Source organism: Mucilaginibacter phenanthrenivorans, assembly GCF_024721155.1.
Lineage (GTDB): Bacteria > Bacteroidota > Bacteroidia > Sphingobacteriales > Sphingobacteriaceae > Mucilaginibacter > Mucilaginibacter phenanthrenivorans.
Genome location: NZ_JAHVAP010000014.1, coordinates 21,291 through 46,674 on the forward strand (window position 1 = coordinate 21,291; position 25,384 = coordinate 46,674).

At 42.1% G+C, this 25,384-nt stretch carries 19 protein-coding genes; 8 read left to right on the forward strand and 11 right to left on the reverse strand.

Translation table 11 applies throughout. The features are described from left to right. Positions 1 to 2: 2 nt before the first annotated feature. The 7 genes from KXD93_RS26075 to KXD93_RS26105 all read right to left on the reverse strand — a co-directional run bounded on the left by KXD93_RS26075 (position 3) and on the right by KXD93_RS26105 (position 8,466). Positions 3 to 1,001, reverse strand: a complete 999-nt coding sequence (locus KXD93_RS26075; protein ID WP_258140471.1) for a vWA domain-containing protein — start codon at positions 999 to 1,001, stop codon at positions 3 to 5. Beyond that, positions 994 to 1,971 carry a BatD family protein gene (locus KXD93_RS26080; RefSeq protein ID WP_258140472.1) on the reverse strand — a complete coding sequence of 326 codons (978 nt, stop codon included), beginning with the start codon at positions 1,969 to 1,971 and terminating at the stop codon, positions 994 to 996. Before KXD93_RS26080 ends, KXD93_RS26075 begins: the two co-directional genes overlap by 8 nt. Next, positions 1,971 to 2,852: a DUF58 domain-containing protein gene (locus KXD93_RS26085; RefSeq protein ID WP_258140473.1), complete on the reverse strand. Its 882-nt coding sequence runs from the start codon at positions 2,850 to 2,852 to the stop codon at positions 1,971 to 1,973. Before KXD93_RS26085 ends, KXD93_RS26080 begins: the two co-directional genes overlap by 1 nt. Before the next feature lie 91 nt (positions 2,853 to 2,943). Continuing rightward, positions 2,944 to 3,999, reverse strand: coding sequence for an AAA family ATPase (locus KXD93_RS26090; protein ID WP_258140474.1), 1,056 nt, complete (start codon positions 3,997 to 3,999; stop codon positions 2,944 to 2,946). A gap of 279 nt (positions 4,000 to 4,278) precedes the next feature. Further along, on the reverse strand, positions 4,279 to 4,449 hold the full coding sequence (locus KXD93_RS26095) for a hypothetical protein (protein WP_258140475.1): 171 nt from the start codon (positions 4,447 to 4,449) through the stop codon (positions 4,279 to 4,281). A 654-nt stretch (positions 4,450 to 5,103) separates the two neighbouring features. Beyond that, the gene (gene ppk1, locus KXD93_RS26100; protein WP_258140476.1) at positions 5,104 to 7,146 is read right to left on the reverse strand and encodes a polyphosphate kinase 1; all 2,043 of its coding nucleotides are present in this window, start codon (positions 7,144 to 7,146) and stop codon (positions 5,104 to 5,106) included. Beyond that, positions 7,147 to 8,466 carry a Pycsar system effector family protein gene (locus KXD93_RS26105; protein ID WP_258140477.1) on the reverse strand — a complete coding sequence of 440 codons (1,320 nt, stop codon included), beginning with the start codon at positions 8,464 to 8,466 and terminating at the stop codon, positions 7,147 to 7,149. Between the two features lie 242 nt (positions 8,467 to 8,708). On the opposite strand from KXD93_RS26105, the gene KXD93_RS26110 reads away from it, so the two are divergent. Both KXD93_RS26110 and KXD93_RS26115 read left to right on the forward strand, forming a co-directional pair. After that, complete coding sequence (locus tag KXD93_RS26110) at positions 8,709 to 9,200, forward strand: phosphatase PAP2 family protein (protein WP_258140478.1); 492 nt, start codon at positions 8,709 to 8,711, stop codon at positions 9,198 to 9,200. 209 nt (positions 9,201 to 9,409) lie between these two features. Further along, positions 9,410 to 11,800, forward strand: a complete 2,391-nt coding sequence (locus tag KXD93_RS26115; protein WP_258140479.1) for a GAF domain-containing protein — start codon at positions 9,410 to 9,412, stop codon at positions 11,798 to 11,800. Positions 11,801 to 11,860: 60 nt separating this feature from the next. On the opposite strand, the gene KXD93_RS26120 is transcribed toward KXD93_RS26115, so the two are convergent. Both KXD93_RS26120 and KXD93_RS26125 read right to left on the reverse strand, forming a co-directional pair. Then, positions 11,861 to 14,458 (reverse strand): BamA/TamA family outer membrane protein, encoded by a 2,598-nt coding sequence (locus KXD93_RS26120; RefSeq protein ID WP_258140480.1) that lies wholly within the window; start codon positions 14,456 to 14,458, stop codon positions 11,861 to 11,863. Positions 14,459 to 14,914: 456 nt separating this feature from the next. Continuing rightward, positions 14,915 to 16,747 carry a M61 family metallopeptidase gene (locus KXD93_RS26125; RefSeq protein WP_258140481.1) on the reverse strand — a complete coding sequence of 611 codons (1,833 nt, stop codon included), beginning with the start codon at positions 16,745 to 16,747 and terminating at the stop codon, positions 14,915 to 14,917. Positions 16,748 to 17,007: 260 nt separating this feature from the next. Here KXD93_RS26125 and KXD93_RS26130 point away from each other — a divergent pair, with 260 nt between their 5' ends. From KXD93_RS26130 to KXD93_RS26150, 5 genes are all read left to right on the forward strand, one after another. Then, on the forward strand, positions 17,008 to 18,600 hold the full coding sequence (locus KXD93_RS26130) for a flavin monoamine oxidase family protein (protein ID WP_258140482.1): 1,593 nt from the start codon (positions 17,008 to 17,010) through the stop codon (positions 18,598 to 18,600). A 35-nt stretch (positions 18,601 to 18,635) separates the two neighbouring features. Continuing rightward, positions 18,636 to 19,808 (forward strand): pyridoxal phosphate-dependent aminotransferase, encoded by a 1,173-nt coding sequence (locus tag KXD93_RS26135; protein ID WP_258140483.1) that lies wholly within the window; start codon positions 18,636 to 18,638, stop codon positions 19,806 to 19,808. Positions 19,809 to 20,127: 319 nt separating this feature from the next. Further along, positions 20,128 to 21,126, forward strand: a complete 999-nt coding sequence (locus KXD93_RS26140) for a Hint domain-containing protein (protein WP_258140484.1) — start codon at positions 20,128 to 20,130, stop codon at positions 21,124 to 21,126. 111 nt (positions 21,127 to 21,237) lie between these two features. Then, positions 21,238 to 22,095, forward strand: coding sequence for an SdiA-regulated domain-containing protein (locus KXD93_RS26145; RefSeq protein WP_258140485.1), 858 nt, complete (start codon positions 21,238 to 21,240; stop codon positions 22,093 to 22,095). Positions 22,096 to 22,188: 93 nt separating this feature from the next. Next, positions 22,189 to 22,707: a hypothetical protein gene (locus KXD93_RS26150; RefSeq protein ID WP_258140486.1), complete on the forward strand. Its 519-nt coding sequence runs from the start codon at positions 22,189 to 22,191 to the stop codon at positions 22,705 to 22,707. 59 nt (positions 22,708 to 22,766) lie between these two features. Here KXD93_RS26150 and KXD93_RS26155 read toward each other — a convergent pair whose 3' ends face one another. Continuing rightward, positions 22,767 to 23,009, reverse strand: a complete 243-nt coding sequence (locus tag KXD93_RS26155) for a hypothetical protein (RefSeq protein ID WP_258140487.1) — start codon at positions 23,007 to 23,009, stop codon at positions 22,767 to 22,769. 68 nt (positions 23,010 to 23,077) lie between these two features. Further along, positions 23,078 to 23,992, reverse strand: a complete 915-nt coding sequence (locus KXD93_RS26160) for an alpha/beta hydrolase (RefSeq protein ID WP_258140488.1) — start codon at positions 23,990 to 23,992, stop codon at positions 23,078 to 23,080. Between the two features lie 97 nt (positions 23,993 to 24,089). On the opposite strand from KXD93_RS26160, the gene flxY reads away from it, so the two are divergent. Further along, complete coding sequence (gene flxY, locus KXD93_RS26165) at positions 24,090 to 25,382, forward strand: flexirubin biosynthesis putative acyl-CoA ligase FlxY (protein ID WP_258140489.1); 1,293 nt, start codon at positions 24,090 to 24,092, stop codon at positions 25,380 to 25,382. Positions 25,383 to 25,384 lie beyond the last annotated feature (2 nt).

A 25,384-nucleotide genomic window follows, 5' to 3' on the forward strand; every position in this document is an offset into this window, starting at 1 on the left:
TCCTAAGTTAAAGCCCCCCTCAGCACCGTATTCTTTAATCCAAACTCCAGCAATAAAAATAAAAGAGCCGCAATTGCGAGCGGTAAAAACAACTCCGTTTTTTTATGATACTGGGTAACGTCAATTTTAGCCTTTTCCAGTTTATCTATTTGTTCGTAAATGCTTTTCAGGGTTTGGTTGTTGGTAGCCCTAAAATATTTGCCGCCTGTTATATCTGCAATTTTTCCAAGCGTAACCTCGTCAACGTCAACCGGGATGCGTTGGTATTGTATGCCCATCGGCGTTTGAACCGGGTATGGTGCAAACCCTTTAGTACCTAAACCAACGGTGTAAACCCTTATGTTAAATTGCTTTGCTATTTCGGCAGCGGTAATCGGCGGTATTGATCCGGTGTTGTTCGAGCCGTCTGTAAGTAAGATAATCACCTTGCTTTTTGCTTCGCTTTCCTTAAGCCGGTTAACCGCAGTAGCAAGGCCCATTCCAATAGCTGTGCCATCATCTATCATCCCGTTCTTTATATCCTTAAACAGGTTTATCAATACCTCATGATCGATAGTAAGTGGGCATTGTGTAAAGCTTTCGCCGCTGAAAATCACCAGGCCTATGCGGTCATCCGGACGGTTTTTTATAAAATCTATGGCGATATTCTTGCCGGCTTCCATGCGGTTAGGCTGAAAATCTTCCGCAAGCATACTCCCCGAGATGTCGGACGCGATAATAATATCGATCCCCTCCGTTGTGCTATTCTGCCAGCTTAATGACGATTGTGGCCTTGCCAGTGCCAATATTAACGCCGATAATGCCAGGCAACGAAAAGCGATACCCAAATGGCGCAGCATCGGAACAATGCTCTTTTTTGGCAAGGTAAATCCCTTAACAGCCGAAACGCTTAAATAACCATACAGCTTTCTCTCGCGCCAAACATACCAGGCAATTATTGCAGGCACCAATATAAATGCCCACAAAAACCATGGCTGGGCAAATTCAATTCCTTTAAACACGCTCACTACCTCCTTCCGCCTGCTGCGGCACAATTACCTGTTGCTGTGTTTTTAAAACAAAGCCCATGGCGTTTTCCATACTCAGTTCATTGTCAACCGGCAACGGCCTTTCTTTTGCAAATTTCACCAAATCGGCCAATATCAATACCTGGTTCAGTTTAACGCGGTATTCATTTGCAATATCCATGTACTTTAAAGCGGCAAAAATCTCGTCTGTTGTTTTTTCGTGTGTTTTTACTACGTAACGCTTCTCCAGGTACTCGCGGATAATATCGCTTAATTCACTATGGTATTCCTTAACAGCTTCCTGTTGCCATAATTTTCTATCGCGTAATTGTTGTAATTTGTTTAACGCTATGGTATGCGGCGGAATCTCCGGCCTTGCAGCCTCTTTCACCAGCTTTTCTACTTTTGGTCGTTTCTTCAGATACCAGATAATGCCGCCAATAATTAAAATAGCCACGAAGCCAATCACAACCCAAACCCAGTGATCCTTCAGCCAATCCCAAAAGGTATAGGAAACAGCAAGTGGTTGTTTGATATCATAAATGGCCTTTGTCGTGTCAACCTTTACGGTTTGCACCATCAGCGTAAGCTCATTGGTTTTTAAAACACCAGCGGATGAGCCAATTTCGTAAGCCGGAATGGTATAAGTACCCTGGTCGAATGAAGTTATTACATAACTTAGTGTTACAGTTTTTCGTTTGGGGTCATCCTTATCCAAAACAGTATCCAGTTTACTGCTGACTATCTGTATTTTCCCGGCAATTGAATCTGCAAGTTTAGGGAAGTTTACTTTTTCCGTTAACGACTGGTGAACAATAAGCCGCAGCCTGGTTTGGTCGCCAATACGGATAGTTGATTGGTCCAGCTTTGCCTCAACTACGGTGATTTGCGCATTAACATTAAAAGCAAAACCGGTTAAAAGCGCTATTAAAAGCAGGCATTTAAAAAAACATTTATTTATCATCACCTCTTGCTTCCCCGTTTTTTAAACAATGTCATTAAAGGTTTCACGTACGATTCGTGGGTACCAATATCAGTTGCATCTACCCCGCTCCTGCTGAACGTTTCCTTCAAAGCAGCATTTCTCCTCAAAGCATCTGCTCTAAAAGCATTACGAATCCGTTGATCACCCGTATTCACCCAGGTCAATATGCCGGTTTCCTCGTCCTTTACCGGGATCAGTCCGAGATTGGGAAATTCTTCCTCGTGCTTATCATACAATCTAAGTGCAATTATATCGTGCTTTTTGTTAGCGATCTTTAGTTCGTTCTCGAAAGCCGGGCTCATAAAATCGGACATAATAAATGCTGTACACTTCTTTTTTATCACGCTGGTAAAATATTTCAAAGCCTCGCCAACGTTGGTCCCTTTATTTTCAGGCGTAAAATCTATCAACTCGCGAATGATCATCAAAATATGGCTCCTGCCTTTTTTAGGCGGGATAAACTTCTCGATCTTATCGCTAAAAAAAATCACCCCAACTTTATCATTATTCTGGATGGCCGAAAAGGCAAGCACGGCACAAAGTTCTGTCGCCAGGTCCTGCTTTTGTTGTGTTTGCGTACCAAAATTCTCCGACCCGCTCACATCCATCAGCAACATTACGGTAAGCTCGCGCTCCTCGTCGAACACCTTGACATAAGGATGGTTGAACCGGGCGGTAACGTTCCAGTCGATGGTGCGGATCTCGTCACCAATTTGGTACTCGCGTACTTCGCTAAAGGCCATACCCCGCCCTTTAAAAGCAGAGTGATATTCGCCCGAAAAGAGATGATTGCTCAGCCCGCGGGTTTTAATCTCGATCTTTCTTACTTTTTTAAGCAGTTCTTTAGTGTCTCTCGCCATTTTTTTAGATGTGAGAAATGAGATTTGAGATTTGAGATTAAAAGTGACAGTAAATCTGTCTCACATCTCAAATCTCACATCTCAAATCTTTCTATGGTACTTCTACTGCGTTTAAGATCCCCGTGATAATATCCTCCGTTGTCATGTTCTCGGCTTCAGCTTCATAGGTTAAACCTATCCTGTGCCTTAACACATCGTGGCAAACGGCGCGAACATCTTCCGGAATTACATATCCCCTGCGCTTGATAAAGGCATACGCCTTTGACGCTAATGCAAGGTTGATGCTTGCCCTCGGCGAGCCGCCAAAACTGATGAGGTTTTTGTAATTGGCAAGTTTGTACTGCTCTGGGTAACGGGTTGCAAAAACAATATCGATGATGTATTGCTCAATCTTTTCATCCATATACACTTCGCGCACCACCTTACGTGCCTTGATGATATCATCAGGGCGGATAACAGGATTTGGCTTCAACATCCCCTGCGGAGATATATTTGAACGTACTATTCTTTTCTCGTCCTCCTTGTTCGGATAGCCTATAACAACCTTCAGCATGAAACGGTCAACCTGTGCTTCCGGTAATGGATAGGTTCCTTCCTGTTCTATAGGGTTTTGGGTGGCAAGCACCAAAAACGGTGTAGGCAGCGGGAAAGTGTTATCGCCAATGGTAACCTGGCGTTCCTGCATGGCTTCAAGTAAAGCGCTCTGCACCTTTGCCGGTGCACGGTTTATCTCATCAGCTAAAATAAAGTTACTGAATAAAGGCCCTTTCCTTACTATAAACTCTTCCTTTTTTTGGTTGTAGATCATGGTACCCAGTAAATCGGCAGGTAGCAAATCCGGTGTAAACTGGATACGGCTAAAATCAGCCTGGATACATTTCGACAGCGTATTAATCGCCAATGTTTTCGCAAGTCCGGGTACGCCTTCCAGCAGGATATGGCCATCAGCTAGCAAACCTATCAGCAAACGGTCAACCATATTTTTCTGTCCCACAATCACTTTATCCATTTCCATTTTAAGGATGTCGATAAAAGCGCTCTCCCGTTGGATCATCTCGTTCAGCGCACGTATGTCAGTTGAATAAGACGCACTTCCCACCAAGGCATCAGGCGAAGAATGCCCGGTATTACTATTTATTTCTTCCATTAAACTATTATTATTTTTTGGTAGGCAAACTTAAACAGATGATCAATTTTTTGCCAGTAAAATGTGAGGTATAAATGTTAAAATTTGTTAAAATTAACATTATTTGACGTTAATGAGGACTTGACTACTCTAAAAACGAGCACGGTTGAAAAATATCGGGGTATTAGTGACGCACTAATTAAGCACCAACGTTAAAATGATAAGGTTGTTAATAAATATTACCAAAATTATAAGCTACCTGCTTCTCAATAACTTATGATTTAGCAGGAAGTGTGGATTTTATACTGGGTAGGTTTTATAAGCGAGGAAAAAAAACACCATGTCGCCGGAAGTAATTAGCAGCACATGTCCAAAATTAATGTATGGATATGTTTCAAATGCCACGTAACCAAGCAATCCTAATCCAATAAACGCAATAAGCAAATAGAGGTACCTAAATCTAGAATTCATAATAATTTATCAATAGTTCAAAAAAATCCAGTATAACCGGAACTATAAAACACACAACACTAAGTAATTAAAGACGATTAGGGTAGCCTATGTAATTTATTTACTAAAATCGTACCATAATGCAACATCCTGCTGTTATGCGCCTTTTTAATATATATTTCAATGATTCAACTTTTTAACTACAATTTCATTAAGAAAACTTCAGCGTCAATAGTGGCAATAAAACCATTTATCGGGGAGTTTTTTCCCATCTTTTTCTTGCAGCAAAATTCAGCTTCCATAGTTTATAAAAAATCGCGTATTCATATGATTTTTTTTATTTATCATTTCTTTCTACTACTAAGAAAAATATTGAGCAAGTGGAAATTTTTAAAACCTATTTGATAGTAATTTACCTTAAGTTAAAAGCCTATCAATAAACTAATTACCTTTAATTATTTACGTAAAAACCAATGCAGCCGTTTTCGTTAACTGCAAAAAATATTTTTTTTAGAAAAGAATAAATGGGTAAAATAACAATCGGAAATACCTGTTAGGAATCAATTCCGATAGGATTATTGATTGAGTACGCGCTGTGGAAACACGTCGCCGACGGCGTTTGAAAAAACAACTCTCTATGACTTACTAATACCGGTAATTAACCTGGTTAATATTTCATCTCCCCGATAGCAGGCTATAGATTTCCCGTTGGGCTTGTACCGCAGGTTTGCCGGCGGCAACTGGTACATTACGGGCATCCCGATCTAATGTCACTGCTTGTACATTGTCATGCAATAGCAAGTCTATAATTTTAATGATCTCGTCTTTTACAGTCTCATCATATATCGGAAAGCAAACTTCAATTCTGTGGTAAATATTGCGGTTCATCCAATCGGCCGAACCAAGAAATACTTCCCTATTTCCATTATTGTTGAATATGAAGATCCGGCCGTGCTCCAGGTAGCGGTCAACAACGCGGATTATGGTAATATTTTCGCTGAGACCGGCAACGCCCGGTACCAGGCAACAAATGCTTCGTACAATCATTGAGATTTTAACGCCGGCCTGCGATGCCTCATACAGCTTATTGATAAGCACCTGTTCTTCAAGGTTATTTACCTTTATTGTGATGCTTGCAGGTTTACCTGCCCTGGCAAATGCTATTTCACGGTCAATCAGCTCAATAAACCGCCTTTGCAGGTTAAATTGAGCAACTAACAAGTGTTTAAACTGAATTTGTTTTTCTTCTGCCGGCTTTTCCCGTTTGCTTAAAAACATAAACACCAATTCCATTTCGCGCAGCAGATCGTTGTTGGAGGTAAAAAGAATATGGTCAGTATAAAACTTGGCTGTTGATTCGTTGAAATTCCCTGTAGCCAGCAAGCCCGTATAAACCATGCGATTGTTCTTCTGAGTTTTTACAATAGCTATTTTTGCGTGGACTTTAAGGGCGGTAATGCTATAAACAATTTTAACACCAGCCGCCTTCATTTTTTTGGCCCACTTCAGGTTGTTGGCTTCATCAAAGCGGGCCTTCAACTCAACCATTACGGTTACGTCCTTGCCGCTCTTTGCCGCGCTTATCAGCGCGTTTACAATCAGTGAATTGCTTGCGACACGGTATAACGTAATATAAATCTCTTTAACGTCCGGATTGATCGCGGCCTCGTTAAAGAAGCGCAATACCGGGTGATAGCTTTGATACGGCGTATGAATAATCATGTCCCTATCGGCTATCAAGGATGCTATGGTTGTAGTTTCTTCTACCCCCTCAGGGTTAACAGCGGGCCAGTCCTGGTAAGCGGTTCCCGGAGTCTTTACAGGTAATGAGAAAAAATCCTTCAGGTTATGATAAACACCCCCTGCTGTCGCATTGGCATTTTGCAGATCGAGTTGCCGGGTTGCCATTTGCATAATGCGCAAAGGAATACCCGATTGATACAAAAAACGGGTTGCCAGGCCAGCATCTCTCTTCTTTAGCTGTTTTTCAATCTCCTCAGAAAGATCGCCGGGATATTCATCCTGCAGATCAAGTTCCGCATCGCGGGTTATTTTGATGCTGTAACAGCCATGGATCTCACAATCCTTAAATACTTTATCGAGGTTGTTTCTTATGATATCATCTAAAAATGCAATATATGTTGTATTATCAACCTTAATCGTAAAAAAACGGGGAAGCTCATCAGACGGAATATTGAGCATTACTATTTTTGCAGACCCACCGGACCTAACCAAATTCACGACAAAGTACAATTTGTTGTTTTCCGGGAAGAATTTATTACCCTCATCCAAAACAACGGGCTGTAAAAACGCCAACACCTCCGATAAAAAATATTCCCGGGCCGCGTTTTTCACCGCATCAGGGAATGGCTCGTTATACAAGAGATGAACATTAATATCCTTTAGTAATGGAATTAACCGACCGCGCAATATCGCCCCAAACTTTTCCTGATGGGCATTAATCAAATCAATGGCCTTTTTCAGGACGTTCTCCTGTTCGTCAGCATCTATGTTATTACCGTCTTTTTCTCCAATTTTTTTCAAGGCGCGTAATACAGGCATTCTCACCCGATAAAACTCGTCCAGGTTTGATGAGAAAATACTCAGAAATTTTATCCGCTCCAGAAGCGGGACGTTCTCGTTGGAAGCCTCGTCCATTACACGTTCGTTAAAAGAGAGCCAGCTTAAGTCACGGTTAAAAAAACGACCTTGTCCCATTTATCTAGCAGGAATTGTAGTTGGAACCTTACCATAAAACGCCGCCGCTATAATAAACGCGATAACGGACACTATTAGGCCGAACATAAATATATTATACGCTATACGCAGTAGCCTGTATTTTCGCCCTAAAACAACGCCCTGGGCGTATACGTCCCTTATCAGGCTACCATACAAAAAATCCTTATCGATCATCATTTTTTGCATCCCATAGTTATATTCATCCAGAGTAGCCTTATAAAAGTTACCAAAAAACAGCAGATTAACTCTTCTATTGTTTACATCCTCCCGTGTAAAATTACCTGCGGGGATTGAGGGCCTTGTGGACAGTATAGAAAACGTCATAGCCAGCAGGCTAACCGTGAGCAAGATAAATGTAGGGATCACCAGGTAGCCGTACTCGCTTAACCTCCGCAGCAGTAAGCTAAGCACTGCAGATAAAATAATGGAATTAACGGTAATCATTATATGCGCCTTATTGTCGGCCATATCACTTAAGCGCTGGTGATTGCTTGAACTGATCCTGAACATGGTTTCTATTCCCTTTTCAGGTTTGTCCTTTTCTTTTATCTTTTTCTTTTTATCATCAGAGTCAGACACCGGAGCCAGGCTGGGTTCCTTTTCAGTTATAATTGTTGCGTCAAATTGCAATTTCTCTTCCTTATGCAATTTCTTCGCAGCTTTTTCCTGGTCTTTCTCTACTTTTTTCTGTTGATCAGCTTCCTCTTCCTCCCATTTATTCTTTAGCTTTTCCAGGTTTTTCTCCTTGGTATCATTCAACAATAACTTGCAATAGTCGGTATGAAAGCTTTGCCCTTCCAAAAACTTTATCGATTTTTCGCGCCACTGCTGCTTGCTAAGATTAGCATCATACAAAAGGTTTATCTCCTTCAACAACAGCTTATCCTTTTCCTTAAAGTCATCAGTACCTAAATGGAATACATCCGCATCGCAAACAATTTCTTCCAATAATGTTTTTGGCGATTGCGGCATTTTGGTTGCCAGGATACAATTTACCATCAAATCGATATGCTTTTTGTCAACTCCCCTCTCGCCGAAAAATGCTACCGCCAAATCAGCGCCCTTTTCCTCATGATTTGCCACATCAACCATATACCCAAGGTCGTGAAACCAAACAGCGCCCAAAACGATAAAGAAATCGTCATCGCTAAGCTGGTAATGATTAGCAATTTGTATTGCTGCAGCAACTACATCCTGGGTATGATTTAAGTTATGGTATAATAGCTTACTGGTATCGTGCGTTTTATAAAAATTGAGCACGTAATCCTGAGCCTGTTCAAGTAATTGCTGATAATTCATAGTGACAGATAGTTTGACGGGCAAATTAGCATTTATTTGCGGTTGATTTAAATAGTGGTAACTTGCTTAACATCTGTAAAAATAAACATTCAATCTGCAAAAACGCTCCAAGCCCCCTATTCATGTGTATATTTTTTTATAAAAACATTATACTGACAATATTCATACAACTGTTAATAACCCTGCTTTGTTTAAACAATGCTGCTGCTCAATCGCCACTACAAAAATTTGACGACAGAGTGATGATAGACCTCCAAAATACACGAACGCCGGAGAAGACTGACTTTATGCTCTTTATGTCAAACACTTACCGTTACGGTGATATCGGTGTGCCTGCGGCAATGCTTGTCGGCGGGATTATCGATCATAATGCGACATTGCGCCAAAACTCCTTGTATGTGGCCAGCAGCACGGCAGTATCTTACGGATTGATGCTATTGATAAAACATGTGGTTAAGCGCCCAAGACCTTTTATTCAAAATATCAATATAGTTCCGGTGTATCGGGCAGGCAGCACATCATTTCCATCGGGCCATGCGGCATCAACAATCGCTACTGCAACGGCCTTGTCAATGGCTTATCCCAAGTGGTACATTATTGCCCCCGCGTTTTTATGGGCCGGAACAGTTAGCTATTCCCGTATGTATTTAGGTGAACATTACCCTACCGATGTTGCTGCCGGTGCAGTACTTGGAGCAGGTTCGGCAGTTTCGCTTATGTTCATAAAAAAATAAAACCAAGGTGTTGTAGTTGGGGTTAAATTAAACAGTCATGTGTGTTTTTAAAATATTTCCAGGTTTCAATCGTCCTTCTTTATAAGAACACTTATATTAGGTAGGGTTAATTTAATTTACTTATAGCTTCATCTAAGTTTAGTCAATATTACGTAATTACTTATAAGTCAAATTTTGGTAAATTTGCATAGTTAAAACATTAACAATTTATGTTGTTTCCGCAGTTTTCAGATAATCCATTCCAGATCAAACTCTCGTTTCATAAGATAATTGAGCGGTTGGAAGAAACTGCGTCAAATGAAACAGGCATAGGCGCCAGAAGAGCCAAGGCGCTCCTGGCAGAAATACAACCGCATCCCGAGCTAAGGGATGGTATTGAGGGCCTTAACCAGATAGCCGACAATGAGACCAGGATCTCTCATTTATTGAGTGAGCTGTTTCCTGCTATTCTTTCCAAAAACGAGATAAAAGCGGTGAGCATCCCATACCTTGGGCTAACATTTAATTATACCGAACGATTCAAAGAGATTCTTAACGCCGCCGGTAAATCATTCGATTTTAATATCCGAGATTTTGATGAACACCAGTTTTATGTAATGAGCTGCTGTATTATACTTAATGCATTTTATGGCACACGCTTAGACTCGGGTAAACCATTATTTTATGATATACCTACGGCCGACGGTATCGTTAAGCATTACCGGATCTTATATAACGCTGATTTTTTGGAGATTATCCCTACAGAAAAATCCAAGATGCTGACCAAGGAGGATATTGATCTTTTAATGGACAACTATGACGACCTTGCACTGTGGAAGGAAAAATTTCCGCCAAACAGCTGGATTCTGAAGGGCTTTGGTATAATGACGTTATTTGACGCCACCGTTGAGAACGCTGTATCGAGCCTGAAAGGTAATTTATTGGGCAATGTTGAATCGACTGAATTGCAGGAAAACCTCGAAGCGATCTTCAGGTCTATATTCAAAATCCCCGACCTCCACATCGGCTTTACATCTTTCGACAAAGAAAACGACAGGTTTACCGGCACATCCTCCGGGCAATCGGTAAAAAGTTACATGCTTGAAGGCAGGGCCGAAGGAGATTGTCAACAAATGCTCAGGGCCGATTCTTATCAAAACCTGATAAAAAAGCATACGCCAATTGCTGTTACCGATCTGCCGGAGTTTGCGGCACAACACCCGGATAGTAAGCTTTCAAAACATTTTGCGGCGCAAAACATTCGAAGCTTTATTTTGGCGCCTGTTGTTAAAAATGGCACACTGCTGGGTATTTTAGAGCTGGTGTCGAAGAGAACCCGTGATCTCAACAGTGTTAATGCTAAAAAATTGGAGATCGTAATGCCTTTTATTGTGGATACCATTTATCGCAAGGTAACTGATCTGCAAACCCAGATCCAGGCCGTAATACAGAAAAATTACACCAAGCTACATCCCAGTGTAAACTGGAGATTCAGGGAAGAGGCACTTAAATATATCCAGGGTAAACATAACGGCAAGCACTATACACCAAAGGAAATAGTTTTTCACGATGTTTATCCGTTATATGGACAAATCGACATCAAAGATTCATCAGTTACGCGGAATTTAAGTGTTACTAACGACTTAAACTACCAGTTGGAAAAACTGGTCATACTGCTGGAACAAATGCAACAGTCTGAAGTTATTGTGAATACCGAGCAGAAATTACTCGATCTAAAAGCTTTTATTGACGATTTGGTGACCGGCGTAAAGGCAGATACCGAGCAGCATGTTCAAAACTATCTTGAATTAAATATCCATCCTTTATTAACGGAAAATAAAAAATTCGGCAAGGAGATCTCAAAACAGATCAAGGATTATTTTAAACATACAGACAAGACGGCCGGGGGTTTTTATGCCAATCGCCGCAAGTATGAGGCCACATTAACGTCTATTAATGAAAGGCTGATCAGCATATTGGATAACAGGCAAACTGAGGCCCAGGGATATTTTCCACACTATTTTGAACGCTTTAAAACTGATGGGGTTGAACATAACCTCTATGTTGGTGCTTCGATAAGCCCCCACCAGCCGTTTGACTTCGCGCAGCTTGAACACCTGCGCTTTTGGCAACTTTTGGTACTTTGCGAAATGGCCATGGATCAGCATCATCTTAAAAAAACACTTCCATATCCGTTAGGCGTTACATCTTTAATATTAATATTCAGCGCACCCATATCAATTCGCTTCCGGATGGATGAGAAGCACTTTGATATCGATGGCGCTTATAATATCCGCTACGAGGTCATCAAAAAGCGTATCGATAAAGCGTTTATCAAGGGCACTAAAGAGCGGATAACTCAGCAAAATAAGATTACAATTATTTTTTCAAAGCTGGAAGAAGAGCTTGATTATATGAAATATATCAACCTGCTGCAGGATGAAGGAATTCTTGCTCCTAAAATTGAAGAATTTGAAGTTGAGGATCTGCAAGGGGTGTCAGGGTTAAAGGCGCTTCGGGTTGCTGTATTGCATAACCAGGATAAACCGGTTGAAAAAATATTTAACTACAGCGAATTTTATAAACAATTGAATCTCGTTACAATAGAGAATCAAAGCTGATTGTAAAAAACATCAGTTTACTCCCGGAATGCTGTGGCGCTGCCCAAAATTGCAGATATCCTAAAATCTAAACCCTGCTGAGATATAAGGATATGCACCGTCTTTTGAAAAGCCTACTACGCCCTGTACCAATATCAGTTGCGCCGGGATCCAGTAAAGGCCGCCGCCGTAACCATCATGCCACTGGCTTGATGATTCACCCGGAACCCAAACCCTGCCAACATCATTAAAGCCTACAAGGCCCAAAGTACCCGGAACTATATAAGAGGCATAATCGAACAACTTGATCCTCACTTCCAAATTGTCATACGCCATACTTTTACCGGTAAATCTGCCACTGTAAAAACCTCTTAGATTTTGAATGCCGCCAAGCTGTAATTGTTGATAAAAAGCAGCATTGCCTATGGTTGTACCTCCGCCAACCCGATTGGCGACAACAAATAATGAGTCAGTAGACGGCGTTAAAAAAAAGCTGAAATCGGATGTTATTTGACCGTAGGTATGTGAATTAGAATTAAGACTTTTTAAGCCGGTAGCATTTACATTCCACAAAATGCCATTGTGTGGAATAATACCTTTGTCACGGGTATCAAAAACCAGGCCTGCAACCAGGCCAGCATTTGCTTGTATATCAAATACCTTTTGATTTTGATTAAGTGCGTTATAGTCATCTAAAAAGCGATTATGGTTATCTTGTTCATCACTATTGTAATATTGAGCAATAACACCGCCGCTAACCGTCCATTTTCCGTACACGTGTTTTACCCGCACATCCGCATTCAAAAAATCGTAAACGTTGCGATAATACTTCCTTTCCTTATCACCTTTATTTACGTATTGCGTTTCGTTGCCCAGACCGAAAAAATAACTCTGATAATTAGGCCCCTTTGATAATACATTTATAACCAGGTCGCTTTTACCAAACGTTTGTTTAAACTCGCCGGTATAATTAAGCAATAAGGAATTTGCACCAAAACCGTAATTAACCACCAGGCTCTGCCTGAATGCATATGGATCCTTCCTAAAGCCCTGTTTCTGGTAAATAAAGTCGGTTATCAACTGGAAGCCATAATCGCTATTATAACTACCTAATATTAAGGGCTGAAGAAAATTGTACTTGTACCCTAAGGGATGGTAGCTATTAACGGAGGTGTCGGTAGAAACCCGCAAATGCGCTTGTGAGGTTTTAGGAAAGTCGTTCTTTTTGTCTGACCGATCATAAACATACCGGTTTCCCTTACCCGTGATGGTGCTGTCCACCAAAAAAGTATCTTCATCCTTACCACCTATCATCCGCACAGTTATAGGCGAGTGATTATCGCCGTGCACCGCAAATACGTCCTTACCGCCAATGCCATAAAGCCGGATCTCATCAGTTACAGCCGGGTCAAATTCGCGCTGATAAGTTATCCTTTCAACCTTGCCGCTCTTTTTAACCTTGCTTATTGAAACAGCAACCTTGCCATCCGCCTGGTTGGTAATATCAAAACGTTCGCGGCTTTCGGACGCGGGAATTTCAACTGTTGCAGCTATAAAGCGATAGTATTTTAGTGCCTGTTCTCTTAGGATATTCCGGCGCGCAATTAGTTTACCTGTTATCTCAGCGCCGCTTTGTTTGTAAATATCAGGCGGCATCATCCTAACTGCGTCCCTTATTACTTTGTCAGTTAAGTGGGTTTGCACATAAGTTATCTGGGTTTCCCAATCTTGTTGATTAAGGCTATTTAAGAAATACCTGTCGAAATTACGGGCGTTCAAATTCCATCGGTTAATGGAGCGGATATGATCGCCATAGTTTTGAAACTTGGCCATAAATATATGCCTTGACGTTAACCACGGAAATACGCCGTACGAATTGTTATAAACCTGGTCACGATCGCGGGGTACCGGAACGTAGTTTATGCCGATGCTATCCTTTATCCTTTCAAAACGCCATTGGTCTTCGTGCCTATCCCAATCCCCAAGCAAAAAATCAAGCAAACGCGCTCTTAAAACTAATTTCTGATCAACCCTGTTATCTCCATCCTCTTGTAGCTTGCCCTGAACTTTACCTACATTATCCGTTTTTTCAACGTTTAAAGGTTCCCGTTCCTCAAATAAAAAAACCTGGTTGGCAAAATCTGCCCGGTATTTTCCCAATGCAGGATCGTCCGGCACGTAAACTATTTGCGGATGCGCGTGCGGCACACCCAATGCCTCTGCCATTGGCGGCACCGTTAATGACGCGTAAGGGTGTTCAGCCGAGATCTGGTCCTGCACGATATCTTTCGCAATTGTTGCCCTTAGGTTAGGCGGTAAAATTTTCTCGGGATATTTTTGGATGGTGCGCAGCACCCATTCCTGGCCGCTGGAATCCTGAAGTCGCAGTGATTTTGTTTGCATCCCACCCCCGGTTTGCAGAATCTTCAGCCCGCCCTTCTCCTGCGATAAGTGAAATACCTTCATTTTAACAGGTGTGGCCCATAGCTTCCGATAATCTTCACCCAAAAGAAAGCGATGCACCCCGGAAACTTTGTCATACTCCGGTTCAATAGCTACAGTGATGCTGTCAGCTTTTATCTGAGAAAATCCTTTGCCGGCCACACAGCCTAGCATAACAATGAATAAATACTTCAGTATAGATAAGTGTTTGCCCGGTGTATTTACAGGTAGTGACATAGGGTATTTGTAAGGTAGAATTCGCACTATTTTTAATCGTCAACAAAATAAGCAAAAACGCGCATTTGTTTAGTAAGAATAATTAAAAATACGGTTGTGATTGCCTAGGTTACTTAAATGTCCCAATCATCAACCGCACTCTTTTCCGGAATAGCGATTATGTAAGCAATAACCAATATGCAGATTATCAACACTGCCCTGGTAAAAATATAAATGATGTTTTCCATAACAAAATAGTTTTAGTTGTTTTACTGTGATGACGATTGAGAAAGACAATAATGCTACCAAAATATTAAATTATTGATAATCAATTAATTAATTTAAAATAACAATTAAACAAGTTACGATATTTCGTTTTTTTAACTGTATTTGCCACGATATAGCAATATCCTTAAAGTAAAAACGACCAACCCGCATATTGCAGGTTGGTCGTTTTTACTTTAATTTATTCTACAGCTATTTTCCGCCTTCAAAAATCCCCTTATAAATGGCCGTTTGTAAGGTATCCGGGTTGGGCATAGGTTTAATTTCAAAGCTTCGGGCACTCTGAGTAGCCAAAGTAATCTTTATGGCTTCCTGTTTACCTTTTTTCTCTATCAGCATTTCAACGACATCGCCGGCCTTCTTCGTGATTGCTAACGCATCCAATATGGCTTGCGTAGCCGGCTGTCCATCAATAGTAATCAATTTTGACTTCACCCTTACCCCGCTCTTCCATGCCGGCGAATCATATTCAACCGCGCTTACAAATAACGAATCCGAGTGTGGTTTGACAGTAATACCATGCCAGGCTCCCGGCTGCTTTTTCCAGGCATCGTCAATATCCAAACCGGCATAAGCAAAATACGGGTGATAGTTTATTTCCTTAACGGTAGAGGCGTATTCAAACAGCTCAGGTAACGGAACGCCGGCTGTTTCCTCGCAAGCCTGTCTGAATTCCTGCGGGGTAAAACCGCGTTTCAGCTTTTTAAAATAAGTATAATAAAGCTTACGCATCACGTCGTCGAGGCTCTTTTTGTCCTTGGTTTCGTGCCTGATCTTTAGGTCGAGCATTAAGCCCAAAACAGGTCCTTTGTCATAATAGGAAATGGTTTTATTAAACTCATCTGCCACTCTCCCATTAGGACCATCGCTCCAGGTTTCCAAACTTGCCTGCGTAGCTGATTGGAACAGGTGGCCTGGTTTCTTTTCGTAGTTCAATAAATTGGCGCGCAGCTGGCCAAGCATTTCTTCGCCGTTGGTAAGCCCGCCCCTATTTATAATGATATATTCATAGTAAACCGTGAAGCCCTCAGACACCCAAAGCATTTCAGTTTTGTTCCCCTTCTCATAGTCAAACGGACCAAGTTCTATGGGACGGATCCGCTTTACGTTATACGTGTGAAAATATTCATGCGCCAGGAAGCTGTAGAGTTTCATCCTGCCCGCCTGTTTGTCCAATCCATTACCGGTAAATGCTACCGATGCCGAATTTAAATGCTCGATGCCACCACCACCAGCGCCAAGTCCTAAAAAGGTATAATGTTTATAAGGAATCTCGCCGATGATGCCGGAACCCGTTTCAACGATCTTCTTCATATCGTCCATAAACCGTTGCTTATCATCGATCATCATTTTATAGCCGATAAAATCGTGCTGAATGCCGTTCACCTTAAAACCGGGCAGTTTTTCAAGTTTACCCATCAGAATCGGGCTGTCATACAATACGTCAAAATCAGGCGCCTGGAAAGTTGTTGAATCCTGTCCAACAATGTCCAGCCCTGTGGCAATGCGCGTCCATCCCGGGTACTGTTGAATAGTTACCGTAACAGGCTGCAAAATATTTTTATCCTGGTACATAAATAAACCTGCCGGTGAGAAATAGGCATGGGCTGTGTCGAGGTAGTTCCCTCCAACAAAATTGCGGATGGCCGCTATGTCGTATTTAAGCTTTAATGCCTTGTTTTTGGGAACACCCACCTTCCATGTGTTTTGATCAGTTTGTTTAAAATCAATGGATTTGCCACTTTCGTCCGTTGCGCCAAATGCTGACACACTTTTACCAAAGTTCATATATTGATAATAACCGGTTGTCCATGTTGGCATTTTAAACACAACTGTATCTGGCAGTTTTCCGCTAAGATCCAAGCTGATGTGGGCAATTTTCGCCGCCGGATCAACGGATAACCCATAATGCCAGTTTTGTTTGCTTTGTTGCGCCGATGCAGTGCAGATCAGCATAAAATTAAACACCGCCGTTAATAAAATTAATGCGTTGCGCCTTGCAGCTTGCCGGTAGAGATTCATCATGAGCGTTTGATTTTAAACGAATATAAAGATTGGGTTAACAATCCACTTTCTTTGAATGTTAAATTTATAAAACAGGATGTAACATTATATACCAAATCCTATCTCACTATTACTAAATATTATCCCGTTTATTTTAAACATTTTCAAAAAAGAGTAATGAATAAATTACTTCATCAAAAATCCATCAACAAATTTGCCTTTATATTAAAAATAACATAAATTTAAGCCTGTAATAACAACCGCAATTATCGCTACTATAGTTGGAAACAATAACACGAAGGAATTTTTTAAGTAAGGGTGCAATGCTTGCCGGCGGCACCTATCCTGCCATGCTGGCCTTGGGCATGTTGAAGGCAGCGCCTGCGCATGCCTTTAATTTAACAGGCAGCGGAAACGGAAAGAAGATCATCATTTTAGGCGGTGGCCTTGCGGGCATGACCTGCGCTTACGAACTCAATAAATTGGGATACAGCTGCACCATACTGGAAGCCCGCGAACGTGCAGGCGGCCGATGTTGGAGTGTAAGGAACGGAACCGTAAACACCGAAACCGACAAACTCACGCTCACTGCCCGTTTTGACGAGGGCCAATACTTTAATGCAGGCCCATCCCGCATCCCCCACAACCACCAACTTACCCTGCATTATTGCAAGGAATTCAATATCCCACTACAGGTTTACAATAATGTGAATGAAGGTTCCTACTATTTTGCCGAAGGCAAGGGGCCACTATCCAACAAGAAAATAAAGGTGCGTGAGGTTCATAACGACATCCGCGGGTACATGACTGAATTGCTTGCTAAAAGCATCGATCATGGCAACCTTGATACAGGGCTTACTAAGGAAGATTCAGAAAAAGTAATTGAATACCTGATGGCCGAAGGTGGCCTCGATCCGGATAAACTATACAAGGCATCTGCGCGCCGTGGTTATATCGAAAACCCGGGCGCCGGCGATAAGCCCGGAAAAATTGCCGATCCGCACAAACTGACGGATATGATCCAGTCTGGCTTGATGGATCCTGATTTTTACAATGTTGCCGAGTATACCTACGAATTGCAGATGACCATGTTTCAGGCAATTGGCGGTATGGACCAGATAGCAAAAGCATTGCAGAAAAAGGTAGAACCAAGTTTAAAGCTCGGGGCCGAAGTAACAAACATCACCAATATTGATAACGGCGTAAAGGTTACCTATAAAGACGCGCAGGGCGAGCATCTGCTGCAAGGCGATATTTGTATTTGTACCATCCCCCTACCTGTATTAAGCAATATCAATAATAATTTTTCGGGCGATGTAAGCCGGGCTATCGATTATATCAGTTATATGCAAACCGGTAAGATCGGGCTGCAATTTAAAAGGCGTTTTTGGGAAGAGGACGACCATATTTATGGCGGCATCACGCATACCAATAACGATCTGACGCAAATCTTCTATCCATCATACGACTACCTTGGCAAAAAGGGAATTTTATTGGGCTATTATAATTTTAATGAAAAGGCGCAGCGCACGGCTGAATTAAGCTATGCTGATCGCGAGAAGCTGGCGTTGCAAAAGGGCAGGCTAGTCCACCCACAATACGATACTGAATTTGAGAGCTCATTTTCTGTTGCCTGGCACAAAACCAAATATAATTTAGGCGGATGGGCAGTTTACAGCAGCGAGACGCGCAAAAATCAGTACCCCGTATTATTAAAACCTGATAAGCAGGTATATTTTGCAGGTGAGCATTTAACCTATTTAAACGCCTGGATGGCGGGAGCCTTTGAATCGGCCCGCAGCGTGGTTACGGCGGTGCACGGAAGATTAACCGATCAGCGGGTAAGCTATCCGACTACAACAGATAAAAAATAAACTGACTGACTTTTACTCATAATTAAAAAACTAAAATGGCAAATTCAATTAACCGCAGAACCTGGATCAAATCCAGCGCTTTAATGGCCGGGGGACTGGCCCTTGCATCGGGAACTGTCGACAAGCTGGCGGCAATGCCGGTTGCTAAAACCCAAAGGCTGATCACTAACTTCGAGGCTGAGCAGGAAATAATGCAGAGCGCACCACCGGTGTTAAAAGCGCGTTTATTTTTTAACGAGAACCCCTTCGGGCCATCACCGGCGGCTAAAAAGGCGATAACGGATTCACTGGATTTAAGCTATCAATACATTTTTGCTCAAACCGGTCAATTGGCTGGTAAAATTGCTGCATATGAAGGCTTGAAACAAAGCAACATTATGTTGAGCTCAGGATCATCGCCTTTGCTGGAGGCTGCCGCAATGCATTATTGCAAAGGCGGAAAAAGCGTTATCACGGGCGAAACAACTTACGACGACCTGCCATCACATGCAGTATTACACGGCGCAAAGTTGGTTAAGGTACCACTAACAAAGGATTATAAGCTGGACCTGGACGCTATAGAGGCAAAAGTGGACGACAATACCGGCATTATTTATATCTGCAACCCCAACAACCCTACAGCCACAGTAGTTGATGCAGAGAAGCTCAAGGCATTTTGTGAACGGGTTTCGAAGAAAACTATGGTGTTTATCGACGAGGCATATATCGATTATTTGGACGACCCTAAATCAACTACGCTAATTGGCAATGTGAAGGCCGGACAAAACATCATTGTATCGCGCACCTTTTCAAAATTGTATGGCTTTGCGGGCTTACGCTGCGGGTACATAGTGGCGCAGCCGGCAACTATTGGCGCATTGTCGATTTATGGAAGCGGATCAGGTAACCTATCTTCTGCAACAGTAGCAGCAGCGCTTGCTGCGTACCAGGAAACTGACTTCTTAAAGGATGCACGTGCAAAAACTATTGCTTCGAGAGATTTCCTTTACGCAACTCTAAAGAAAGAAGGCTACGACTATATCCCGTCTTCGGCAAACTTTGTGATGTTCCCGTTAAAAATGGACGGAGCGAAATTCGTTGGCGAAATGATGAAACGTGGTGTTGGCGTACGCAACTGGAAAATGAACGGTACCGACTGGTGCCGCGTGAGCATTGGCCGTATGGATGAAATGGAAGCATTTGCCGATGCGTTTAAACAATTATCGTAAATAACTTGAGCTCGACATAAAGGCGGGGAGCATATTGGCTGATTATCACATAGTTACAAGAGATAGAATCACAGTAAAAATCAAAGTTACTGATAATCAACATGTTCCACTTTGTTCCGGGTGTTCCACTGATAAAAATGGAACGCTTTGCCTGCCTCGATATACAAACTTTGCGCTTCGCCTCATCCAAAGCTACAGCTGCACGCGGTTGCGCGAGAGTTCGGGAGAGATGACCATTTGTTTATGTCGAACTCTTCTTAAATAACATCTTAGCACAGGTTGAAGGCCGGTGCTTAATGAAACAACAAAATATATAAATATGCGTAACCTGATATTAACTTTTTTTTTATTCTTAATCATATTTACCACCAGGGCCCAGCAAGCGGCTGTAAACCCGCGACCGCTTACTTTGGATGAATACAACAAGGCATTAACTTATACCATAGCCGATCTGGACAAAGACACCTACGTAAAGTTTGATAATGCCTATGTACTTGACCGCTATGAAAGCCGCAAGCCTTACTTTATCACCGGGGGCGATGGACTTAAAAAACGTGTCGACCTTTATAAGCTGATCGCCAAAGATGGAATGCAGGAAATAGGTCTGATGGTTTTCTATACCAGCGAAACCGGCAAAAGATACCAGGCTTTGGTTCCAGATTTTACAGCTGATGCCAAGGTATGGGCAAAATACTTCCAGGATATTGATGATATCAATAAGGTTGAAAAGAATTACATCCTTAAATTATCCTATGTCCTCTCAAAGGAAATGAGCTTCCAGCAATATAAAGTGCTGAATGGCGGCAAGGACATGAAGGAAGAAGCAGCTACCTACGGTAACGATATTTGCTTCCCCGGCGACGAGGAAGTAACTATGAGTAATGGTGCCAAAAAAATGATAAGGGATGTAAAAAGCGGCGACGAAGTTATTACCGTTGACCCGGCCACAAATAAATCATCAGTGATCAGGGTAAAGGATCTTACCGTGCATGCGGCTAAGAATTACGCCATCACCGAGCTGGTTTTGATTTCGGCTAAAGAAAAGAATACCGCCAAAGGCTTAAATATCGACTTAAATACCAAAGTGCTTAAAGCTACACCAAACCACCCAATGATGACCAAACAGGGTAGTTTTAAAATTGGCGAGATAACTGTTGGCCAGCAGGTTTTGTGTTTGAATGATAAAAACGGCAAATATGAAACTTATACCGTTTTAAAGAAAACTGAACATGCAGGTGGCGTACAAAACGTTTACAACATTGAAGCCGATGGCGGCAGTACACTTGTTTTAAACGGCGTTATGGTAATGCAGAAATAAACGATTTTTAATTGTGATTTGAAAAGGCTCTTGAATAAGGAGCCTTTTTAGTTTAAACAATTTTGCCAAATTGCAGGTATATTACAAACCACGTTTAGTACGCATCGTCTTATGAAAAATAATTTAAAGCCGTTACTCGCCAGTATAATATTGCTCGCTCTTTTAACTGGTTGTGCCGGTGGCCAGCAGGCAACTAAGAGCCCAAAAGGATATGATTTGCACAGTCCTGTTAAATACAATATGACCGATGCGCTAACGGAGATTTCCGGCATAGCATTTAATAAAGGCAATGCAGATACACTCTACGCTGAACAGGATGAGGATGGATTCCTATTTTATTTTAAACCCGGCACTGATAAAATAAACCAGCTAAAATTTGGCAAAGGCGGCGATTATGAGGACGTTGCCGTGAGTAATGGCTGGGTGATTATGCTCCGCAGCGACGGCATATTATTTACATTTCCGCTAAAAGATTTAAAAAAGGGGGAAACCAGCAGTAACAAACAGATTGACCTGTTGGCTAAAGGCGAGTATGAAGGAATGTATGCTGACGATGCAAGCCGGTCAGTTTATGTTTTATGCAAGCATTGCAGCGTCGAAAAGGCAAGCCAAACAACAACTATATTTAATCTAAAGTTAGCCGTTGATGGTTCGCTATCAAACGCCGGGCGTTCAACCATCGATATTAAGAAAGTAGAAGAGCTAACCAATCAAAAGAAAATCAGCTTCCATCCGTCGGCGCTCGCAAAAAACCCGCAAACCAATGAGTGGTATGTTCTTTCGTCGGTAAATAAATTATTGGTGATAGCCGATTCAAGCTGGAGTGTAAAGGAGGTTTATACCCTAAACCCGGCAATATTTCACCAACCAGAGGGAATGGCGTTTGATAAGGACAATAACCTTTACATCTCCAACGAGGGGGATAAATTTGCACCGGGAAACGTGTTAAAATTTCCTTTTAAACGGTAGAGACGCAATATTTTGCGTCTCGGATAATTTGCATTTATATAAAGCATTAATATTCTTATATTTAGGCAACCTTAACGCTTTAAATATAAGATCATGCCGAATCACCTGTCAATCCTTGGAATCATTCACACTGCCATCAGTATCCTTGCAATTTTTGCTGCTTTGTATGCCTTGTTTATCGACGGCAAAATAAGCCCTGCGAACAATCGGGGGAAATTGTATGTCCTATTAACTGCAATTACGTGTGTAACAGGGTTCCCGATTATGCGGTTCGGCCATCCAACCGCCGGGCACACACTCGGAATTGTAATTTTAGTGATCTTACCAATTGCGTACTTTATCACCTCGCTTAAATTTCTTGGAAGAAGTGCAATTTATCTCCAGGTTTTCCTGATGTCTTTTACCTTGTTCCTTTCTTGTATACCTGCAGTTGTTGAAACATTAACCCGTCTGCCAATCAACGGTCCCATTGCCTCCGGGCCAAATGATCCGATCATACAAAAGGGTTTACTAACACTGGTTATCTTGTTTACGGTGGGAGTAATATACCAGTTTGTGAAAATGTGGTCGCGGCAGAAACATATGAATGACCAAAAAGTAGACCTGGCTTAAGACGATTGTCTGCCTTTAAAAAATAAAGCCCCTCGTTCAATTACGAGGGGCTTTATTTTTTATGGATGTGGCGGCGGCGGTGGGCCGGGTGGATGCGGCGGTGGCTTTGGCAAACGGATATGGATGCTTGCCCGGTGATGACGCCTGTGTCTGCGATGACTCCACGGTAATGGCGGATGTGGTGGCGGAGGCGGCAACTGTAGAAACGTGGGTTCAACTTTTAGCGCTAACGGGTTTGCATGTGCAAACTGGAGGCTAAACGTTAAGAACGCTACAACTGCAAGAATTTTTAAATACTTCATGGTTCAGCTTTTGTGGTTAATTTATTTTGACAACATTAAAGTTAACATAAAGTTTTGATGTGCAATTACTACTTTTTGTATAATGTTTTATATAGGAAATCGGCAGTAAACTGTCCCGCCTCCAGCCAGCGTTCCTGCGTCTCCTTGTTTCCGGAAAAAACAGGATTAAAATGCTTCATTAATTCATGTGAATACCCCTCGAACACCTTCACATTAGTGGGGATTCCCAACCTGGTTGCTTCTGCATGAATATCCGCTCCACCATACAGTGACGTGTCTTTATGGGTTGGCGGCACCAGGCTATCTCGGCTACCATAAATATTTACGATGGGTACCTTTGCATTTTTAAGCCAGCTCAATTTAAAGATGCCGCCCCACAAATTAATAATCCCTGCAACTTTCAACACGCTTTTATCATCTGAATTTACATCAGCTATCCCAGCAAGTTTCGCCAGCTCAGCGTTACTGCTATAAGCTGCGTTCAGGGCGATCATCCCTCCTGCCGAATTTCCGGCAAGAATAATTTTATCGGGATCAATATTGTATTCTTTGGCGTGTTCCTTAAAATAGACCACCGCTTGCTTTGCATCCAGCACCGCGTAATACGCGCTGCGTTTTAGCTCATCAAAATTAAATATCGGGAACTTTTTACTTAGCGTATAGCTTAATGCGGCGCACACATAACCACGTTGGGCAAAGGTTTTGCTCCATAATTGTATGCCTTTAGCCTCTTTTGTCCCGAATTTAAACCCGCCGCCGTGCATCCAAATAATCAATGGCCTGCCGGTTGATTTATCGCCGGTTGGTTGGTAAAGGTCGAAAAAATGAGATTTTTTATTTTTAGATGAGTCAGTGGGCGAATAGCTCAAGTTCTTCGTTTCTGTTACATCGGTAAAAACCAGATCCTTATACTTAACCGATTGAGCCACACTAAAAAACGACACGCCTAATAATCCCGCAATTAATATTGATTGTTTGAACATAGCTGATATACGTTACAAATATACTGGTTGGTTGTTTGCTGTGTTTAGTTAAACGAATTGAATTCGCCCAATCTTCCATTTTTATTAGATTTGGAAAATGATACCTACAGAGAACAGCTATCAACAAGCAAGCGAAATAACATTAATGCAGGAGCAAAAGTTACAGGAACTATTGGCATACGTAGCTGAAAACTCTCCTTTTTATAAAGACTTGTTTTCCAAACACAATATCGCCATAACTGCAATAAAAACAATTGCAGACCTGGCGCTAATCCCTCCTACTGTTAAAGACGATCTGCAACAACGGAATGACGATTTTTTATGTGTATCCCGGGATAAGGTAATAGAATACACTTCCACATCAGGTACCTTAGGTCGCCCGGTAACCATCGCCCTTACTGAAAAGGACCTTGATAGATTAGCTTATAACGAGTACAATTCCTTTTTATGCGCAGATGGCTCTGCAGATGATACTTACCAGTTGATGCTAACGCTCGACAGGCAATTCATGGCAGGTATTGCTTATTACCTCGGCATCCGGAAAATCGGCGCGGGGATTATCCGTTTAGGCCCCGGCGTACCCGCGTTACAGTGGGAAACCATCAAGCGCTTAAAACCGACAGCCATAGTTGCCGTACCCTCTTTCATTTTAAAGCTGATCCAGTTTGCAAAAGACAGCGGTATCGACATCAACAGCACATCCGTTAAAAAAGCCATTTGTATTGGCGAGAACATCCGCAACAATGATTTTTCGTTAAACATCCTCGGCAAAAAAATAACCGAGAGCTGGAATATTCAGCTATACTCTACCTATGCCTCTACCGAAATGCAAACTGCGTTTACCGAATGCGGCGAGGGCAAAGGCGGGCATTACCAGCCAGAGTTGGTGATCGTGGAAGTATTGGATGAAAACGATCAGCAAGTTGAGCCCGGCGCACCGGGCGAGGTAACCATTACTACCCTCGGCGTTGAGGGCATGCCATTACTCCGCTACAAAACAGGCGACATTTGCATGTATTATGATGAGCCTTGTGCCTGCGGACGAACTACTTTGCGTTTATCGTCCATCATGGGCCGTAAAAAGCAAATGATAAAATTTAAGGGAACAACACTCTACCCACCTGCCTTATTCGATTTATTGAATGAACGCGAGGAGATCCTTGATTTTGTAATAGAAGTTTCTTCCAACGATATCGGCATGGACCAGGTATCGCTTTTCATCGTCCCTGCTGATGAAAGTGAAGAATGTGACCACCGCATCCGTGCATATTTACAGGCGAGGCTGCGGGTGAGTCCGCACATAAAGTATGTAACTGTTGAAGAGATTCAGAAGATCCAGTTTAGCGAGGCAAGCAGGAAGGCAATAAAGTTTATTGATAAAAGGGCTTGATT

What these genes read in the sequence shown, in the direction of transcription:
- KXD93_RS26090 (WP_258140474.1), bottom strand. Translation starts at nt 3,999, where the DNA reads ATGGAAGAAATAAATAGTAATACCGGGCATTCTTCGCCTGATGCCTTG.
- flxY (WP_258140489.1), top strand. Translation starts at nt 24,090, where the DNA reads ATGATACCTACAGAGAACAGCTATCAACAAGCAAGCGAAATAACATTA.
- KXD93_RS26145 (WP_258140485.1), top strand. Translation starts at nt 21,238, where the DNA reads ATGAAAAATAATTTAAAGCCGTTACTCGCCAGTATAATATTGCTCGCT.
- KXD93_RS26135 (WP_258140483.1), top strand. Translation starts at nt 18,636, where the DNA reads ATGGCAAATTCAATTAACCGCAGAACCTGGATCAAATCCAGCGCTTTA.
- KXD93_RS26120 (WP_258140480.1), bottom strand. Translation starts at nt 14,458, where the DNA reads ATGTCACTACCTGTAAATACACCGGGCAAACACTTATCTATACTGAAG.
- KXD93_RS26125 (WP_258140481.1), bottom strand. Translation starts at nt 16,747, where the DNA reads ATGATGAATCTCTACCGGCAAGCTGCAAGGCGCAACGCATTAATTTTA.
- KXD93_RS26085 (WP_258140473.1), bottom strand. Translation starts at nt 2,852, where the DNA reads ATGGCGAGAGACACTAAAGAACTGCTTAAAAAAGTAAGAAAGATCGAG.
- KXD93_RS26080 (WP_258140472.1), bottom strand. Translation starts at nt 1,971, where the DNA reads ATGATAAATAAATGTTTTTTTAAATGCCTGCTTTTAATAGCGCTTTTA.
- KXD93_RS26155 (WP_258140487.1), bottom strand. Translation starts at nt 23,009, where the DNA reads ATGAAGTATTTAAAAATTCTTGCAGTTGTAGCGTTCTTAACGTTTAGC.
- KXD93_RS26140 (WP_258140484.1), top strand. Translation starts at nt 20,128, where the DNA reads ATGCGTAACCTGATATTAACTTTTTTTTTATTCTTAATCATATTTACC.
- KXD93_RS26110 (WP_258140478.1), top strand. Translation starts at nt 8,709, where the DNA reads ATGATAGACCTCCAAAATACACGAACGCCGGAGAAGACTGACTTTATG.
- KXD93_RS26150 (WP_258140486.1), top strand. Translation starts at nt 22,189, where the DNA reads ATGCCGAATCACCTGTCAATCCTTGGAATCATTCACACTGCCATCAGT.
- KXD93_RS26115 (WP_258140479.1), top strand. Translation starts at nt 9,410, where the DNA reads ATGTTGTTTCCGCAGTTTTCAGATAATCCATTCCAGATCAAACTCTCG.
- KXD93_RS26105 (WP_258140477.1), bottom strand. Translation starts at nt 8,466, where the DNA reads ATGAATTATCAGCAATTACTTGAACAGGCTCAGGATTACGTGCTCAAT.
- KXD93_RS26095 (WP_258140475.1), bottom strand. Translation starts at nt 4,449, where the DNA reads ATGAATTCTAGATTTAGGTACCTCTATTTGCTTATTGCGTTTATTGGA.
- KXD93_RS26160 (WP_258140488.1), bottom strand. Translation starts at nt 23,992, where the DNA reads ATGTTCAAACAATCAATATTAATTGCGGGATTATTAGGCGTGTCGTTT.
- ppk1 (WP_258140476.1), bottom strand. Translation starts at nt 7,146, where the DNA reads ATGGGACAAGGTCGTTTTTTTAACCGTGACTTAAGCTGGCTCTCTTTT.